General features: G+C 41.0%; 9 protein-coding genes. 7 read left to right on the forward strand and 2 right to left on the reverse strand.

Annotated features, from left to right (window positions below):
* Positions 1-175: 175 nt before the first annotated feature.
* The 3 genes from C427_RS09175 to C427_RS09185 all read left to right on the forward strand — a co-directional run bounded on the left by C427_RS09175 (position 176) and on the right by C427_RS09185 (position 10,567).
* Positions 176-3,235, forward strand: a complete 3,060-nt coding sequence (locus tag C427_RS09175; RefSeq protein ID WP_007638313.1) for a TonB-dependent receptor — start codon at positions 176-178, stop codon at positions 3,233-3,235.
* A gap of 110 nt (positions 3,236-3,345) precedes the next feature.
* Positions 3,346-7,680 (forward strand): alpha-1,6-glucosidase domain-containing protein, encoded by a 4,335-nt coding sequence (locus tag C427_RS09180; protein ID WP_007638314.1) that lies wholly within the window; start codon positions 3,346-3,348, stop codon positions 7,678-7,680.
* Positions 7,681-7,885: 205 nt separating this feature from the next.
* Positions 7,886-10,567 (forward strand): alpha-amylase family glycosyl hydrolase, encoded by a 2,682-nt coding sequence (locus C427_RS09185; protein ID WP_007638315.1) that lies wholly within the window; start codon positions 7,886-7,888, stop codon positions 10,565-10,567.
* A gap of 44 nt (positions 10,568-10,611) precedes the next feature.
* On the opposite strand, the gene C427_RS09190 is transcribed toward C427_RS09185, so the two are convergent.
* On the reverse strand, positions 10,612-11,370 hold the full coding sequence (locus tag C427_RS09190) for an HAD family hydrolase (protein WP_007638316.1): 759 nt from the start codon (positions 11,368-11,370) through the stop codon (positions 10,612-10,614).
* A gap of 543 nt (positions 11,371-11,913) precedes the next feature.
* Positions 11,914-12,687, reverse strand: coding sequence for a sulfite exporter TauE/SafE family protein (locus C427_RS09195; RefSeq protein ID WP_007638317.1), 774 nt, complete (start codon positions 12,685-12,687; stop codon positions 11,914-11,916).
* Positions 12,688-13,701: 1,014 nt separating this feature from the next.
* Here C427_RS09195 and C427_RS09205 point away from each other — a divergent pair.
* The 4 genes from C427_RS09205 to C427_RS27355 all read left to right on the forward strand — a co-directional run bounded on the left by C427_RS09205 (position 13,702) and on the right by C427_RS27355 (position 17,904).
* Positions 13,702-16,101 (forward strand): PAS domain S-box protein, encoded by a 2,400-nt coding sequence (locus C427_RS09205; RefSeq protein WP_007638318.1) that lies wholly within the window; start codon positions 13,702-13,704, stop codon positions 16,099-16,101.
* The gene (locus C427_RS09210; protein WP_007638319.1) at positions 16,091-16,711 is read left to right on the forward strand and encodes a response regulator transcription factor; all 621 of its coding nucleotides are present in this window, start codon (positions 16,091-16,093) and stop codon (positions 16,709-16,711) included. Before C427_RS09205 ends, C427_RS09210 begins: the two co-directional genes overlap by 11 nt.
* Positions 16,712-17,167: 456 nt before the next feature.
* Positions 17,168-17,410 carry a ZIP family metal transporter gene (locus tag C427_RS27350; protein WP_015430725.1) on the forward strand — a complete coding sequence of 81 codons (243 nt, stop codon included), beginning with the start codon at positions 17,168-17,170 and terminating at the stop codon, positions 17,408-17,410.
* Between the two features lie 71 nt (positions 17,411-17,481).
* The gene (locus tag C427_RS27355; RefSeq protein ID WP_015430726.1) at positions 17,482-17,904 is read left to right on the forward strand and encodes a ZIP family metal transporter; all 423 of its coding nucleotides are present in this window, start codon (positions 17,482-17,484) and stop codon (positions 17,902-17,904) included.
* Positions 17,905-18,200: the final 296 nt, after the last annotated feature.

Below are 18,200 nucleotides of genomic sequence, written 5' to 3' on the forward strand. Positions count from 1 at the left end.
CTGCTTTTCCACCCCTGAAGTTAATGAATTGTATCTAAGTAATGCTGAATACGTATGCAGTGCATTGTAGCGGATGTTAACTAAGCGTTAACATTTGCTGTGGACAAAAAGTGAGCTCTATTTTGAGAAAACGACAGTGTTAGCTCACTAAAAATAACAAAAACGGGACGCATAAATGAGAAAATTCAAACCCAGTTTTATAACCGCGGCATTGGTAGCTAGCGGCATGGCCTTTAGTAGCTCACCAATATATGCACAAGCAACTCCGGTAGAAGCTGATGAAACTAAACCAGTTGAATCATTGGAAGCGGTTGAAAGAATTGAGATTACAGGTTTTGCTACTAGTCTTATTCAATCACTTAATCAAAAGCGCTTTAGCGATACTGTGTCGGAGCAGATTTCTGCAGATGATTTAGGAGGCTTGCCTGATGTTTCAATGGCTGATGCTTTAACCAGACTCCCAGGTATTTCTGCAGTGAGAACAGGTGGTCAAGCTGCTGAAATCAATATCCGTGGTTTATCTGGCGACTTTGTCTTTTCAACCTTAAATGGCCGTGAACAAGTATCCACTAGTGGCGACCGTTCTATTGAGTTTGATCAATACCCTTCAGAATTAATCTCTTCTGCAGCCGTATATAAATCTCCCAAAGCATCCTTAATAGAAGGAGGAGTGGCAGGAACCGTGGAATTGAGAACTGCCAATCCATTGAGTCTTGATGCAGATTCTAAGCTGAGTGTTAACGCCCGTGGCATGTTCAACGACCGTGCTAATGAAGTGGCTGATGCAGAGGAATTTGGGCATCGATTCAGTTTTTCTTATCAAACTAAATTTCTTGATGAGACCCTAGGTTTGGCCATAGGTTACGCGCGTTTATTTCAACCCAGCGTATCAACCCAATTTATTGGTCTTGCTTACAATGCTCAAGCTGATGTTGATGGTTTAGTCAATGATACCGATGGCCCAGCAGACTGCCCTGAATGTGAAAACATCAGTGAAGGTTTTGAAATGCAACACCAAGGTGGTGAAGAAACACGTGACGGCTACATGGTGGCAATTGAATGGGCGCCGGTAGACAATTTTACGCTTAAAACGGATATGTTTTTATCGCAGTTTGAGTCAGAAGAGTTTGCTCGCGGTTATAGGGTGAAGTTGGGGGGATCGCAAACTTCGGTTACTAATCCTATTTTATCTGGCAATGACGTAATCGGTGGTACTTTTAATCGTACCTCTGGCAGTTTTACCCGAATAGAATTAGTTAACGATGATAATCAAGATTCAGATGAAGTATTAAGCCTAGGCATTAACGCTGACTGGCAGGCCACAGACAATCTTAGTCTGGCCTTTGACGTGAGTTATTCGAAGGCAACCAGCGATTTTAGAAATGGTTTGTTGTGGTCACTGGTGGCTGAAGACGCCACAGTAGCTAATCCGCAATTTGATGAAAACGTCTCTATTTCTTATCTGTTGAATGGTTTGGATTTGCCTGATTTAGCATTTAATCAGGCTGAGGCATTTTCTGATTTGGACCGAGTGATGGTCAGTAAATATGGCATTTATCCCTTTGTAAATGAAGATGAATCCACTGCGTATCGCTTTGATTTTAAATATGAATTAGATAGTAATTTTGTTTCGTCAGTGGAGTTTGGCGTACGTCATTCTGATCGTGATTATTCTAATGACCGTTCTGTATTTGAATACGGTAACGATTCTGCATTTTCTATAAGTGAGCCTCCTTTACGGTTAACGTCAGATATGGTTGAAATCAATGATTGGAGTAGCGAATTTGGTTATTTCCCTTCTTATCCTTCCATTGACTTGGATTCAGCCCTTAATGCTTGGTTTCCATCTGGCATTCCTCAACCTGTGCAAACTTGGGGCACGGGACATCCAGGGGTCATAAACAGCCCTGCAGCCGGTGAAGGTCCCAATACAGCTTGGTCTGTTCAGGAAAGTGGGGATGTCTCAGAAACGGTCACTGCCGCTTATATTATGGCGAACCTAGATATGGAAATAGGTGATTTACCGATAACCGGTAATATTGGTATACGCCGTGTTGAAACTGAACAAAGTTCAACGGTATTACAATTAGCGACCCAAAATATTCTAGACCCAGATACCGGTGAAGTACTGGAAGTTCGAGGTGATCCTACTCTTGGTGCTCAATATATTGTTGACGATGTGGGCCTTATCAATGACTACTTTAAACCTGATATTTTAACGGATAAATACACCGATTATTTACCCTCCTTAAATCTAAATTTTAAACTGACAGATAATCAGCAGTTGCGTTTTGCTGCGGCCAAAGTGATGGGGCGAGCACCTATTAACCGATTCGCTGCCAATTCGACGACTTCAGTGCAAACTGTCACTGCCAGTCAAAATCCGGATACCGGAGCCGTCACTTTATCCTCTCCTACGGCAAGGATCAGTGGACAGAGTAAAAACAGTCCTTACTTGAGGCCTTTCTATGCCAATCAATATGACTTGTCATACGAGTATTATTTTACAGAAACTGACGGCGCATTTGTTGCTGCACTTTTCTACAAAGACATTCAGTCATTTATTGAAGATATTGCATTAGATCCCTATGACTTTAGCGGCAATGGATTTGTTGTGCCTGATGACGTTAATGTGGCTGTATTTGTGGAACCGGATTCGCCAGGTGATACGCCGCAAGCTGCAGTGGATGTAAACGGTGTCCCGTTGTTTGTCACAGTTCCAACTGAAAATGGTAGATACGAAACAGCGGTTAACAATGCGTCAGGTGGTTATATTCGTGGTTTAGAATTAACGTACACGCAGATCTATGACTTTTTACCCGGCGCTTGGTCAGGTTTGGGTGTTAGCGGCAGCTATTCTTTCACTGAAAGTGAAATTACTCGTACCTTGAGCGGATCTGTATTTTCCACTGATTTACCCGGATTGTCAGAGAATGTGGCGCAATTTACCGTATTTTGGGATTACCGAGGTTTTGAAACTCGTTTAAGTACCAGATATCGCGATGCTTTTGTTTCTCAGCAGGTAGCTGTGAACGAACAGGTCGTTAACTTTGATTCTGAAATCGTGATGGATTACCAAGCCTCTTACAAGATTAATGAGAATCTCAGTGCGGTGTTCCAAATTAATAACCTCACCGATGAGCCCACTCGTAGTTACTTTGGTAAAGAAGACTTAACCGGCACCATTCAATTCTTTGGAACCCAGTACTTCCTCGGGGTCACATATTCATTATGAAATATTTAAAGCTGCAAAATCTTCAATACATAAAAAAGTTACGTTTCGCTAAGTTGGCACTACCAGCAACGAAGTCCTCTAGAATAGATAAAACATCGGAGTATTTACCTATGTTTAAACCCAGTAAAGCAGTTGGCTTGTTATTGCTAATGTTCAGTGCACTTTTTTTAGTCGCTTGTGGGGGGACAGATATTGAGTCCGGATCAAGTGAATTATTAACCTGTGATGTACCTAATGTTCCCAATTCAGCAAGCACTACGTGTGTTGCACCTCCGCCTTTTCTTTGTGATGCACCAACGGTACCAAATGAAACAAATGATGGTTGTGTCGTAGGCGCTGATCCCAGTGCACCTGATCCAGTAGCTAAGCCACAAGAAAATCAAGCCGTACTGTATTTTAATCGAGCAGCAGTGGGCGCCGATAACTCTAGCAATGACCCATCGTATGAAGGTTACAGGTTACATACTTGGAGTAATGACACTTGTAATGCTTATGCCGATTCTGATACTGATTGGGCAAATAGTCGGGTTCACAACGGTGTTGATCCAAATTATGGTGCTTATTGGATCCTTGATTTAAAACCGAACTATGCAAGCACTGAAGGTGCTTGTGGTAATTTTATTATTCACATTGGCACCGAAGCCGCGGGTAAAGAAATGGGGGGCGGCGACTTTATGATGCCCTTGTCTCAAGATGATATTGACTTCACTCGTATGAACTTTACGTTTTCTGGAGTGGCATCAGTTTTTGAATTTCCCATTACTTCACTAGGTGAACAGCCAGTTAAAATTGAAGGACAGGCTGCGCATTGGTTAGACGCGAATACATTGGTTTGGGATATCGACCCTGCGATTTTAGGCAGCGTTAAATTACATTATTCTGCGGCAGCTGATTTAAAAGTAGACTTAGAGACAGGTTTGAGTGGCACAGTTGTGCCCTTAGAACAAATCGAACTGACAGCTGAACAACAAGCGATTGCTCCGCATTTAGCTTCATTGCCAGCGTTTCAAGGTACTTGGACCCCAGAAGATGCAAAACAAGTAGTCAAAACACAAGCCGTTTTAGCCGCTTATAATGCTGAAGATAAACTCAGTAGCGCTACGGGTATCCAATTGGCCAATGGTCTAGATCAATTGTATACCACTGGTGAAAGTGACGCCGATGAGGCGCAACTTGGTCCTATATACAATGAAGACGGTACTATCACGGCTGCTCTATGGGCACCCACGGCTCAAGATATTAAGCTGAAGTTGTTTAACACCGACAAAACCTTAGCCACTACTTATGACATGATATTTGATGATGTCACCGGCATTTGGTCTTATACAGGGGGCAGTGAGTTAGATCGTACTTTGTATCGATTTGAAGTAACGGTTTATCATGCAAAAGCACAAGGGTTACAAGTGTTAAACGTGACGGATCCCTATTCGGTAAGTTTATCTACTAATAGCCGTTTCTCACAATTCGTTAATCTAAATGATGATGACTTAAAACCTGAAGGTTGGGATTCGCATACTATTCCCACCATTAACAACTTTGAAGATGCTGTCATTTATGAAGGTCATATTCGTGACTTCAGTGTACGTGATGCAAGTACCACAGTAGCGAATCGTGGTAAATATATGGCTTTCACAGAAGCAGACAGCGCCCCTGTAAGACATCTTAAAACCTTGGCTGATAAGGGATTAACTCACTTCCATATGCTGCCGGCCAATGATATTGCTAGCATTGAAGAAGACTCGAGCAAAATTGTCGATATGAGCAGTACCTTAGATGACTTATGTAAGTTAAATAAGGATGCTGAAATTTGTGATGACACTTCCATCTCATCTTCAACAGTATTAGGTGAGTTGTTTGCCAGTTATGACCCAATTTCTGAAGCGGGTAAAGCTCAAGCTCTTGCCCAAGCTATGCGCGGTATTGACCAATTTAATTGGGGTTATGACCCTTACCATTTCAATGTGCCAGAGGGGAGTTATTCTTCTGATCCAGAAGGTGTGACGCGTATCAAAGAAATGCGCGCTATGAACCAAGCTTTACATACAATGGGCTTACGTGTGGCACTAGATGTTGTCTATAACCATACTAATGCCTCTGAGTTAAATGGTAAGTCTGTGTTGGATAAAGTGGTTCCTGGTTATTACCACCGATATGCAACTGACACTGGCGCTATCGTTCGTGAAACCTGCTGTGACGATACCGAACCTCGCAATGCCATGATGCAGAAACTCATGCAAGACTCATTAGTGTTGTGGACCACACAGTATAAGTTTGATTCATTCCGTTTTGACATTATGAGCCAAGCTACAAAAACGACCATGGTCGACTTGTTTGACACGATTAAAATGTACGATGCAGATAATTACTTCTACGGTGAAGGTTGGATCAAGGAAGATCGTGGCTATGAACAAGCCACTCAGGCTAATATGTCTGGCACTGAAATTGGTACTTTTAACGACCGCATTCGTGAAGCCGTGCGCCAAGGATACATATTTAGCAAAGAGCCAAGCGATGCTGCTTTGTCTGCTCAAGACCGAGTGAAAATGAGTTTAGCGGGTACCTTAGCTGACTTTGTATTGGAAGATTTTAATGGTGTGGCATCAACTACAAGTAGCATTGGCGGTTATGCAACTGACCCAGCTGACATTATCAACTACGTGTCTAAGCACGATAACGAAACATTATGGGATAAATTCAATTATGTGTTGCCCACAGATTTAACTTTAGCCCAGCGTGTTCGTGCCCAAAATGTGGCGGCAACCATTCCTTTAATGGCACAGGGTATTCCCTTCTTCCAGCTTGGCGGGGACCTACTTCGTTCAAAATCGATGGACAGAAATACCTATGACTCCGGCGATTGGTTCAGCTATGTGGATTTCACCAAAGAAAGCAACAACTGGAATGTGGGTTTACCTTTAGCTGAAGACAATCAGAGTAAATGGGCAGAAATTGGCTTGTTTATGAATAGCCCTGAGCGCGCTGCAACTATGACAGAAATTGAATTTGCCTCAGAAGTGTTTAATGAAATGTTGAGCATTCGTAGCAGTTCTTCTTTATTCCGTTTAACGACGGGTGCAGACATTATTGAGCGTATAGGTTTTCATAATATTGGCAAACGCCAAATCCAAGGTCTAATTGTCATGAGTATCGATGACGGCTTGTCAGGGGACGCAGATATGCCTCGCGCTGATATCGACCCTATGCTTGATGCAGTCGTCGTCATAGTTAACTCCAGTTACGAAGAACAATCTCATACTGTTCCAACCGCAGCTGGTTTTGAGTTACATATGACTCAGGCATCGTCTATTGACCCCACTGTGCGAGGTGCTTATTTTACAGCCGGTTCAGAAGAGGGCACATTTACAGTGCCAGCTTTAACGACAGCTGTATTTGTTAAACCGCAAATGGGTGCTCAGGGTGTGGGCTTATCTGCCTATGCTACATCAGGCGCACCAGACGTAGTGCCTTTCGGTAGCACAACCGTGTTTGTTCGTGGTGGCATAAACGATTGGGGTGAGTCAAACCCAATGACTTATGCAGGTAACGGCGTATACGAGTCTGTTATTACTGTTGCCCCTGGTGAGTATGAGTTTAAAGTTGCCTCGTCTGATTGGTCAACGGTGGATTTTGGTGCTGGCAATCAAATAGTTGAACTAGGCACTGACAAAGAGCTGAATCGTGGTGGTGCAAACTTAATGCTTAATCTTACACAAGAAGCGACACTTAAATTCAGCCTAGACGCCAGTGATACTCAAGCACCTATTATCAACGTAGACTTCGAAGAGCCATTTTTTGGCACAACAGTATTTGTGCGTGGTGGCATCAATGGTTGGGGCGAAGATGATCCTATGGAGTATGCAGTAGGTGGTCGATACACTGCCACTATAGATGTGACAGCTGGCTCCTATGAGTTCAAAGTTGCGTCATCGGATTGGTCTACAGTGGATTATGGCTCTGCTGACTCCGATACAATGACGGTAGTAGGTGTAACTAAAGACGTAGCAGTGAGCGGCAATAACCTCGCCATCACCTTTGATGTCGATGGTAGTTATACTTTCTTATTTGATGCCTCTGATTTAAGCGCACCCACGGTTTCAGTGTTTAATGCCCAGATGTTCGGTGATACCACGGTGTTTATCCGTGGTGGCATGAATGCTTGGGGAGAAACCGATGCTTTAATCTACGATGGTAATGGTGCGTACTCTGCAGAATTAGCCATTGATGCTGGTAGTTATGAGTTTAAGGTCGCGTCTTCTGATTGGTCAACGGTTAATCTTGGTGGCAGTGGTGAAAATACGGCAATCAGTGTTGATGTACCAAAGTCCATAGTAGCCCAAGGCAATAACTTGGCGATTGATATCCCCGCTAGCAGTATTTATAAGTTTACTGTTGTCGGTCCTGACCCCTCTGCTCCCATAGTAACAGTGAGTGAAGTGACACCTTAGTTAACTCGTATCTAATCGTGTCTAATCGTAATGTTGCTTAAAATCCTAGCCGCTTCCAAGGGGAGCGGCTTTTTAATAAAAAGAGTGAGTTAGGCTATGGAAGATTATTATGCGTTGCAACCGCTCGCCTAACACTCTACATCAAACACATGCCAACGTTTAAACGTTTGGCTCAAACTAATTTAGTATTTTAGGAACGTTATCGATGCCTTCTTTTGTTCGAGTAACTATTTTCAGTGGTTTATTACTCGGTATTACGATTATTTTGTACGCCTGTCAGCCTCAGACGTCTATGCAAACAAATACAAACAACTGTGAGCTAGACTTCAGCTGTGCTAAAGAATTATTGCTCCATGTCGCTTCACCTAAATGGCAAGATCAAATTATCTATTTTTTAATGATTGATAGGTTTGCTGATGGTGACTCGTCTAATAATGACCAAGGGGTAGGGGTATTTGATCCTTCTAAAGAGAGTCATTATAGCGGCGGTGATTTGAGGGGGATTATTGAACGCATCGAGTACATAAAAAACCTAGGAGCCACAACTGTTTGGACCACACCACAGGTGGCCAATCAATGGTGGGATCCGCTAGTAAACTACAGCGGTTACCATGGTTATTGGGCTCGTGATTTTAAGTCGGTGGATGAACACTACGGTAGTTTGCTGGACTATCAACAATTATCCAGTGCGTTACACAAAAAAGGCATGTATTTGATCCAGGATGTTGTGGTCAATCACACCGGTAACTTTTTCAGCTACCAAGGAGGCTATGACCCTGATGATCCTACTAAAAATATTGTTTTAAATTCCGAATCACAACCTAGCAGCAGCCCCACTCAATTTCCTTTTAATCAAAATGATGTGACTAATCCTGAACATAGAGCTGCCAATATTTTTAATTGGACTCCGAGTATTCAAGACTTTTCTATTCCTGTGCAGGAAACCACTTATCAAACTGCGGATTTAGATGACCTAAACACCCTGAATCCCTTGGTACGTAAAGCGCTAAAAGAATCGTTCGGATTTTGGATAAAAAAGGCCGGCGTTGATGGCATAAGGATTGATACCGCCAAGTATGTAGAAAAAGAGTTTTATGAGGACTTTTTACATGCAGCAGATGGGCTTGAAGCCATTGCTAAACAAACAGGTAAAGATCAGTTTTTGAGTTTTGGCGAAATCTATCAGACGTCAGAACCTTTTAGTGACAATGGTGAGCGTAAACTCAGTGAATACGTAAGTGATGACCAGATTAAAAGGATGTCTGCCGCTATAGGTTTTCCGCTTTACAAAGAAATCAGTCGAGTCTTTGCTGGTGGTGCGCCTACAGCCTACATGAGTTATCGGTTACAAGCGCAGATGGAAAATTTCGACAATCCCTTTTTGATTGCTAATTTTATTGATAATCACGATGTTGAACGCTTTTTAGCGGCGGGTAACATCAATGGTTTTAAACAAGCTTACGCGTTAATGATGACGGTGCCGGGTATTCCTATTATCTATCAGGGGGATGAACAAAGTTTTAGACATAGTCGTCAGGCCATGTTTGCTGGAGGTTATTTAAGTTCTCAAGACCAGTTCAACCAGCAATCCTCTATGTACCAGTTTATTCAAAAGCTGGCAGACATACGTAAAACCCATAAAGTATTCAGCCGCGGTAACCTGCAAGTCTTAAAAGATAATGCGGCAGGTCCCGGGGTACTGGTTTATAAACGCAATTATAAGACCCCGGACGGGGAACAGGTCGCATATGTGATTTTTAATACCGCCAAACAAGACATCTTACTAAATAACCTACAAACAGATTTCACTTCTACAAATCCCGGCCAAATATTAGCCAGTCAGTTTTTGACTGAAGAGTTGGTTTTCGATCAACAGGGCCTCCTGACCAGCGTTTTACCTGCCCAGTCGTTTGTTATTGTGATAGGCGAAGTGAAAGGTACAAGCATAGGGATACCTAACCACACCGTGAGTGTTGCAGCTATAGAAATTACAGATATCAAACAACAATATATTAATCTTAGTCAGGCTAAAATATCAGGTGTCAGTGCATTGATTAATACTGAGCTGCTAAGAGTGATTGACGGGAAGTTAGGCGACGCTAAGGTGTTTAAAACCGATACTCAAGGTAATTGGAACATTGATTTACCTGTCACTGATTATGGTCAACATCAACACTCTGTTGAGATATTTTCACCGGCAAATAACCGTGTATCAAAAGCCTATTATTATAAAACCAGCTCTAGCCAGATTGACTACAGTGCAACTCAAAAAGATCCTCTGGGAGATGACACCGGTCCAACAGGAAAATATATCAAACCCCTAGATAGCAGCGTGGGTTGTCAAATGGATATAAGACAAGTTAATGCACGTGCTGGTGGTGCGGTTTTGAAACTAGATATTCAAATGTGTGACGTATCGACCTTATGGGCACCACCCAATGGTTTTGATCATGTATCTTTCAATATATTTTTTGACTTAAAGGGGAAACAGGGGCAGCGAGGTAATCGAGCATTGCCCTTTTTAAATGCAGAATTTCCTAGTCAGCAACGTTGGGATTTAGCGCATATGGCTTTTGGTTGGGGCAATTATTTGTATTGGTCTGATGCAGCAAGCGTAAATAGTGAAGGTACTAAACCGGGTATCTCTCCAAAAATTGAAGTCAACACGTTAACCAATAGCATCAGTTTTACCTATGACGGTAACCAATTGGGCATAAACGATTGGCAAGAAACTACTTTATATATCACTACTTGGGATAAAAGTGGTGAGGGCAATTACCGCGATTTACAATTGACCTCGGACAATTGGCGATTTTCAGGAGCCGCTAGTTCTGCTCCGAAAATTCTTGATGATCTAATCATTAATTTAGCAGCACATCCCCAATAGTAAGATAATCTAGAAGAGTATGTTAGATAGCTATAATTGATTTTTTAGGCCATTGAGCTCAGGTTATTTAAGTAATGGTTCAAAAAATCAGGAAGCTCGCCAGGGTGCTCGATAATATAGTCAGGTGTTATGCCCAGTGTTTTATCAAAGGATTGATTGTGGCGCACCCAAACTGATTTGATACTGCTGGCATTAGCACCGCCAATATCTGGGGTAAGTCCATCGCCAACATGTATCACCTCATGATTTTCACAGGCGGCTAATCTTAGGGCTTTTGTAAAAATAGAGCGTGCGGGTTTTTGCTGTTTTTCCTGGCCTCCAATAATTATATGGTCAACATGTTGGGCAAGATTTACCCGCTGCACCTTGGGCACCTGAGAAAAAACGGGGCCATTAGTAATCACTACTAGTGTCATGCGTTTTCTCATATCTCTAAGAAACAGCTCAATACCTGGGAAAAAATCAAAGGCAGCCAGTCGTTCATTATCAAAGCAGTTTTGAAGTAAAAGCGCATTTTTCACCGTGATTGCTGGCTGCTGCATATCGGCCAGTAAATCTTGAATCAACTGCACCCGAAATTCATCTTCACTGTGTTGCTCAATAATTGGCATATACCTTTGTTGTTGCACAGGGGTCCATTGCCGATAAATACCTTGTACATAACGTTCTACGAATTGCTCGCTATGCAAAGAATTGCCGCACATGGATTGAGCTCTCTGGGAAAGCTCCCGTTTGGCAATATCGTTAGCCTTGCTGGTATCGCATAATGTTTCGTCCATATCCAAAAACAGCGCTTTTAGCACAAGTACTCCAATTAATAGTGGTTGATTTGGGGGGTCTTCAGCTCGGAACAAAGACGTTACACAATTTATACATCAATAATCGAGTCAATAAATACTAAACGTTACTGCTGTTCTGTACAACATTTCTGGATTATCAATCTATTAGGACAGCCAACCTCGCAAACAGGTAAAATGTTTGGCGATAAGCTTCAATGAACAATCACCAGTTTGATGGACGAATATTAATTTACTAGTTAACTAATTTTGAAAACAGTTTTTATCAAACTTGGATCTGATTAATGTCTAGAGGTAATGTTTAGGTTCTCATGAAAATAGATGATTGTTGTCTTGTGATTTCGCGCAAATGTCCTAAATCAACCTATCTCTTTTACACATTCTTTAAGGTGTTAGCGGAAAACCAATCATCTAATATTCGATGGGCCGTAAATCAGGTACTTAATAAGTTGTTAAGCTTGGCAATCATTCATGTGCCTCTGAAATTGACCTGAGGCAAGAGCAAAGGCATGTACATTTATGACTTAGAGTTGTTCGAAATATAATAAACTAGCCTGCGTAAACATCAAAAAAGAAATACACAGTGGAAGCAATACTCACCAGAATTACAAAATACCTGATGTGTTTTTGAGGTAGTTGGCGTGATACATTTGCCGCTACATATCCCCCTGCTAAGGTGCCAAATAATACAAAAATCCCTTCATACCAAGCAATCACATCATTATAAATAAACAGCAAGATAGCAACCAATGAGACTGCAGACGATACTAATAATTTTAGACCATTCATGGCGTTGATATTGGTATGGCCAGCTAACGCTAAATAGCTAAGTGTAATGATGCCCAGACCCGCGTTGAAAAACCCACCATAGGTCGACACCCCCAATAGTATGATGACTAATAAAACTTTGCCGATGGTTGAAGCGTGTCTGCGATCAGAGGCTATTTTTTTAAACCCCGAATTAATATTACCGCCAAAAATAAACAACACGGTAGCAAATAACAGCAACCAAGGGATCGCCTCTTGAAACACTTTTTCAGGTGTTTGCAACAATAACCAGGCACCGGCAATACCGCCAATCAAGCTAATGAAGATGATTAGGGGGAGTTCATCTTTATGCTTAGCAAGCTCTTTTCGAAAGGCATAAGTACCGCTCATATAACCGGCGCATGACGCAAATGTGTTGGTCGCATTTGCCACAATGGGAGGAAGTCCGAAAAAAATTAGTGCAGGGAATGTAATGAAACTACCTCCGCCTGCAACTGAATTAAGCACACCGCCAAAAAAGCCCGCAAGAAAGAGCAATACCAGTTCAAATGACATATTTAACAACAAGCCTGCAAGTATGAAAAGACGCAGACCATAACACATCCGCATTAAAGGCTATTTTGATAATGTCTAAACAAAGCCTTAGCGTTCGGTGCTAAAGCTGTCGTTATGGACCTACTCATTACTGGTACACTGCGAGATATCTTAAATCTAACAAACTTTGTGAGTATCGATTTACGTGACACAGATAGTATTTTTGAGACGTTTTCTGCGTTGAACACTTTGCAGGTTAAATTCGATAGTGTAGAGAACAGTTCAATATAAGTCTGCGATATTGCAAGCACTGATACGTAAACTGATATTGATACGTTATAAAAAGATGGGGGTAGTTCTAATAAAAGGGTGGTTAAAATCACACGTGTATGGTTTCCGCGCAGGGATTGAACGTAATATGGCTGAATTTGGGCCCGTATGCTTCCGAAAACTGAAGGAGGGCGAGGGTGGCTGTTTTTGTAATGACTACTGCAACTGGATTGATGTGGCTTTCCATAATTTGAAAACGTAATTCCCCCGTATCTGAAGTTGCCGCAGACCTTATGAGCTAAAAAGAGTAAGCTATTCCACAATCACGTTATTGTAAAAGAACCTGTGACATCCAAGACAATACCTTGACCTCACCGCCATTCACTGGTCATGGAATGACTCCGTGGCAGGTGTTACGCGAACACTGGTTTCCTACAAATTTTTCAACGGCAATAGTGTTTGAGTTAATGAGGGATGAACTCTTAGTTCTGGGTTAGAACTTAGCGACTTTGCAAGCACCGTCAAATAGCTTAATAATACTGCTTGGATTTAACCTCGAAACCCTTGACGAAGTGATTATATTGTTCAATTTTATGCTATTGGTTTACCTAAAACTCAGATGTTTTTTGGCATAGATATTAACTTTTCCTACTAAACTGGCTGATGAAAAACATCCCCCTGATTTACCCACATCTAGTTGACATCAAAATACAGACAATCCATATTAGCCGGTCAATAAATGATTAGTCTAAAGGGAACATATTATTGGAAAGTGACAAATGGCGAATCTCTTTTTCACCGCAAGTTGCCATCTTGTGGTACTCCGTTATAGCAGGTATATTTTCTGCGTCTTTAATCGCATTTATTGTTTTGTATATTGAGACACAAGAGCGAGCACATATTGATCGAGTAACACAAAGTGTTGCAGATGGGATTAAGACATTACTTGAAGAAGATATTCACAGGCGGATGGTGTCCCTTACCGAATTTTCTGGGGTGTCTGCAATTTCAAATAATATGTCAGATGACGAATGGGAACTGCTTAGCAAGTCTTTGTATTATTCTAAGCAGGGATACCATTCAATTGGTTGGTTGGATAGTTCATTCAACGTGCGCAGGATATTGCCGATTGAAGGGAATGAAACATCAGTAGACTTTGATTTAGCATTTCAGCCCCTAGCGCTATTATCCGAATTGAAATCTCAACAACAAAAAAGTGCAGTGATAACGGTTCCACTTAATTCCCTTGAAGGGAAGCTAGGATTAGGGATTTATGTTCCCGTCTTAAAAACAACGCCAAGCAGTAGAAAAATAGAAGGTTTCATCGTCAGTGTCATTCTTTTTGATCCCTATATTAAATCCGTTTTACCTACCTATTTAATAGCAGAGCATAAACTCACCTTATTTATTGACGAACAAAAAGTCTATTCGGACCAAATTAACCAGTCATATATTTCAAACGCATCCAACAGGCAAACATCCTTCGAAATTATGGGGCAGAGATGGCAGGTAAATCTGATGCCCAACAGCGAATTTCGCCCCTTTACACTTTTCAGAATGTTCAGTCTTTTAATTGTGCTTGGCATTTTATTGAGCTTTTTTATTACCTTAGCAGTCTATACGTTAATGTCTGCACGCAATAAAACAAAATTAACTAAAGATGACCTTAAAAAAACAGCACAACTACTTAAAAACCTACCAGGTATGGCCTACCAAGCTTTTAATAGGACTAACCGGCCCATGATCTTTGTTAGTGAGGGATGTAAGCTTTTGACGGGGCACTCAAAAAAACAATTTGAGAAACACAACATATTATGGGGCAAACTCATTCACCCTCGAGACTATCAACGGGTATGCCAAACTATCAACCACGCCCTAAAAACTAATCGCCTTTTTGAACTTGAATACCGCATTATAACCAAAAATAATGATGTCCGCTTAATATGGGAAAGGGGAGAGCCAGTTAGTTCTATTGTAAATGACGATTTCATAATTGAAGGTTTTATTACGGATATCACCTCTATTAAACAGGCTGAAGTTGATCTGCTTCAAAGTTACGCCTTTTCTGAAGCAATAGTTGACTCCGTGGTCGACGCTGTTATCACTATTAATAACAATGGGCAGATCCAAAGTTTTAATAATACGGCACAAAACATGTTTGGCTATTCCTTTGATGAAGTAAAAGACATAAACGTAAAAATTCTAATGCCACAACCATATAGCGATCATCACGACCAGTATTTAGCCCAATACATAGTCACCAACGAAACGCATATTATTGGAAACGGTCGAGAACTTGTGGCCAAGCGTAAAGATGGCACAACGTTTCCCATTCACTTGTCTGTCAGTGAAATTCACAATAATGAGAAGAAAATGTTTGTAGGGGTGATTAAAGATATCACCCAACAACGTACATTAGAAAACGAAGCCATTTCACATATCGAACAAATGGCTCATGCAGACAGGCTTAATGCATTGGGTGAAATGGCTGCAGGTATTGCACATGAAATCAATCAGCCTTTAACTGCTATTTCACTATTTTCTCAAACGGGTAAAAACTTTTCCGAAAAAGGTAAGTTTGAAAGACTCCCTGAAATATTTGAAAAAATAAGTTTACATGCTCGCCGTGCAGGCTCTGTGCTCGAACGTGTACAGCTCATGACAAGACAGGGTGACCGTTCTAAAGAAGTGATTGCTAGCACTATATTGATTGATGAAGTGAAAAAACTGGCAGAGTCAGAAGCACGTTTGTGCGACATCAGCATACAGCTCCTTACTTGCAAGGAGAATACAAATGTATTTGTTGATCGCGTTCAAATACAACAAGTTATCCTCAACCTATTACGTAATGGGATGGAGGCAATGCAGTCTATAGCTTGTAAGAATGGCGCATTAATAAAACTTCAAATAAGAATTAATGCTGAAAATAATGTTGAAATATCGGTAGTAGATACAGGGGGGGGAATTCCTAAAACGATGATTGATACGTTGTTTACACCATTCTCTACCACTAAAAAAAATGGTACAGGTATTGGACTTTCGATTTCTAAAAGCATAGTAGAAGAGCATGGCGGCCACATCCACTTTTCTGATAATAAACCGGCGGGCGCCATTTTTTACTTTACCTTGCCAATACATGAAGAAGGGATCCCCAATGACAAATAAACAGACGGTTTTTATAATTGACGATGATGAAGGTATCCGAGATGGGTTGGAAATGCTACTTGAATCAATTGGGCAAGAGTCTCGAAGTTTTGCCTCAGGGCATGACTTTTTGGTCGCATATGAAGCTAATATGACAGGCTGTTTGATTTTAGACATACGCATGCCCAAAATGAGTGGCTTAGAAGTTCAGCGTAAACTTAAAAAGCTTAATTGTTTAATTCCTATCATTTTTATAACTGGTCATGGTGATATACCCATGGCCGTTGAAGCTATGAGGTTAGGGGCAATCGACTTTATTCGTAAACCCTTTAATGAACACCATTTGCTTGAACGCATCAATGAAGCGCTTGAAATTAACGACAAGCAACATAAACAAATAATCAACAAACACAGAGATAAATATAAGCATAAAATAGATTTGTTGTCAGCTCGTGAACGAGAAGTGTTTGATCGAGTAACTGATGGTTCTATGAACAAAGTAATTGCTGCGGATTTTGGTATTAGCGAGCGAACAGTTGAGGTCCATCGTTCTCATGTCATGGAGAAGCTAGAAGTGAGAACACTTGCAGAATTAGTTCGGATTAAGATTATGTCTGAGCAATTAGATTAGTTTTTCAACGCTATTTTAATTGCACAAAAAGGCCTAATCTAAAAATCATACAATAATACTGTCGCATCTTTAGGAATATCAATATTCATTGAATTCACATCTTAACTTATCATACCTCTCTTTTTACGATTTTAATCGCTCCAAGTCAAAAACAATCCCATCAACGGTTGGGGTTGATGGACTCCAAAAGTTAAGTTCTTTTATTTTGTGAAACGCCGTAAATTCAATTATTTAAGACACTTTCATATTAACTAGAAAAGCAAGTCGCAAATGTTAGGGGGTTTCCTCATATTAATGTCCTTTGGTTAGTGGGTATCCACAATAGAAGCAACCATACAAAAATGAGAATCTAGCAGCAGAATCTAATGGCAACTAGATTTGTGTGCGGTTGACTTATTAAACCTTAATCATCGCTTTTTATACCACCTCGCAACAACTGAGATTAGGAGTCGCTTGATGACGACACTGAACTGGATAATTGTCAGTGGTGTATCGATGAGTTCAATAGCACTGGTAGGCAGTTTTACGCTGCTATTGAAACAGTCGACCCTTGAAAAAGTGCTAGAACCTTTAGTAGCGATTGCTGCAGGTTCGCTTCTTGGTGGAGCGTTTTTTCATATGATCCCAACCGCCCTTAAAGCCAACCTCAGCCTTGTGACTATTGGCATATTAATCGTCTGTGGATTTACCGTTTTTTAGTCCTTGAGCAATCTTTGCATTGGCACCATAACCATCAGCTGCCAATTAAGCGCAAGGAGCCTTTGACGTACATGATTCTAATCGGTGATGGGCTCCACAATTTTTTGGGCGGTATGGTGATAGCCGGCGTGTTTATAATAGATATTCGTTTAGGCATCGTCTGTTGGCTAGCAGCAGCCACTCATGAGGTACCTCAAGAGTTGGGAGATTTTGCTGTGTTAATAAATGGTGGCTGGTCAAAAGGCTCAGCACTGCTTTTTAATTTTCTATCTGGTTTGACTTTTTTATTCGGGGGGGTAATTACCTATATATTATCGTTTCAACTCGATGTTTCTTGGCTCATTCCCTTTGCCGCGGGCAATTTTATTTATATTGGTGCGTCAGATTTAATCCCGAAAATGAGCAAAGATACAGATATCAATCTAAAAAGTAGGGCGATGACCGTGGTAGCATTTACATCAGGAATTTACTTGATGATATTGGTAATGCCCTGATTATGAGCATGTTTGAACCTGATAAAATAAGATTTTACAGTGATCACGTCAGAGCCTAGAAAAGGTGCATCAGTTAAATTATTTCAATGGACGTAATAGTTAACCTGAGCTCGTGATAAGCCATACCGTCCAGCACCACTATTACCGCTCCTATCTTCGTTTTCGATTATTTAGAATACGCAAACTAAATCAATTTAATTGTTTATACCCGTTAGTTGAGAATAAACCCTAAGTGTTATCCCTTACATACCTATTCAATTAATTCCCCTAAGCTGTATGTCACAGTCTTTTGCATT

The sequence above is a fragment of the Paraglaciecola psychrophila 170 genome (assembly GCF_000347635.1).
Taxonomy (GTDB): Bacteria; Pseudomonadota; Gammaproteobacteria; order Enterobacterales; family Alteromonadaceae; genus Paraglaciecola; species Paraglaciecola psychrophila.

Coding starts and splice junctions, on each gene's coding strand:
- C427_RS09175 (WP_007638313.1), top strand. CDS start 176: ATGAGAAAATTCAAACCCAGTTTTATAACCGCGGCATTGGTAGCTAGC.
- C427_RS09180 (WP_007638314.1), top strand. CDS start 3,346: ATGTTTAAACCCAGTAAAGCAGTTGGCTTGTTATTGCTAATGTTCAGT.
- C427_RS09185 (WP_007638315.1), top strand. CDS start 7,886: ATGCCTTCTTTTGTTCGAGTAACTATTTTCAGTGGTTTATTACTCGGT.
- C427_RS09195 (WP_007638317.1), bottom strand. CDS start 12,687: ATGTCATTTGAACTGGTATTGCTCTTTCTTGCGGGCTTTTTTGGCGGT.
- C427_RS09210 (WP_007638319.1), top strand. CDS start 16,091: ATGACAAATAAACAGACGGTTTTTATAATTGACGATGATGAAGGTATC.
- C427_RS27350 (WP_015430725.1), top strand. CDS start 17,168: ATGACGACACTGAACTGGATAATTGTCAGTGGTGTATCGATGAGTTCA.
- C427_RS27355 (WP_015430726.1), top strand. CDS start 17,482: ATGATTCTAATCGGTGATGGGCTCCACAATTTTTTGGGCGGTATGGTG.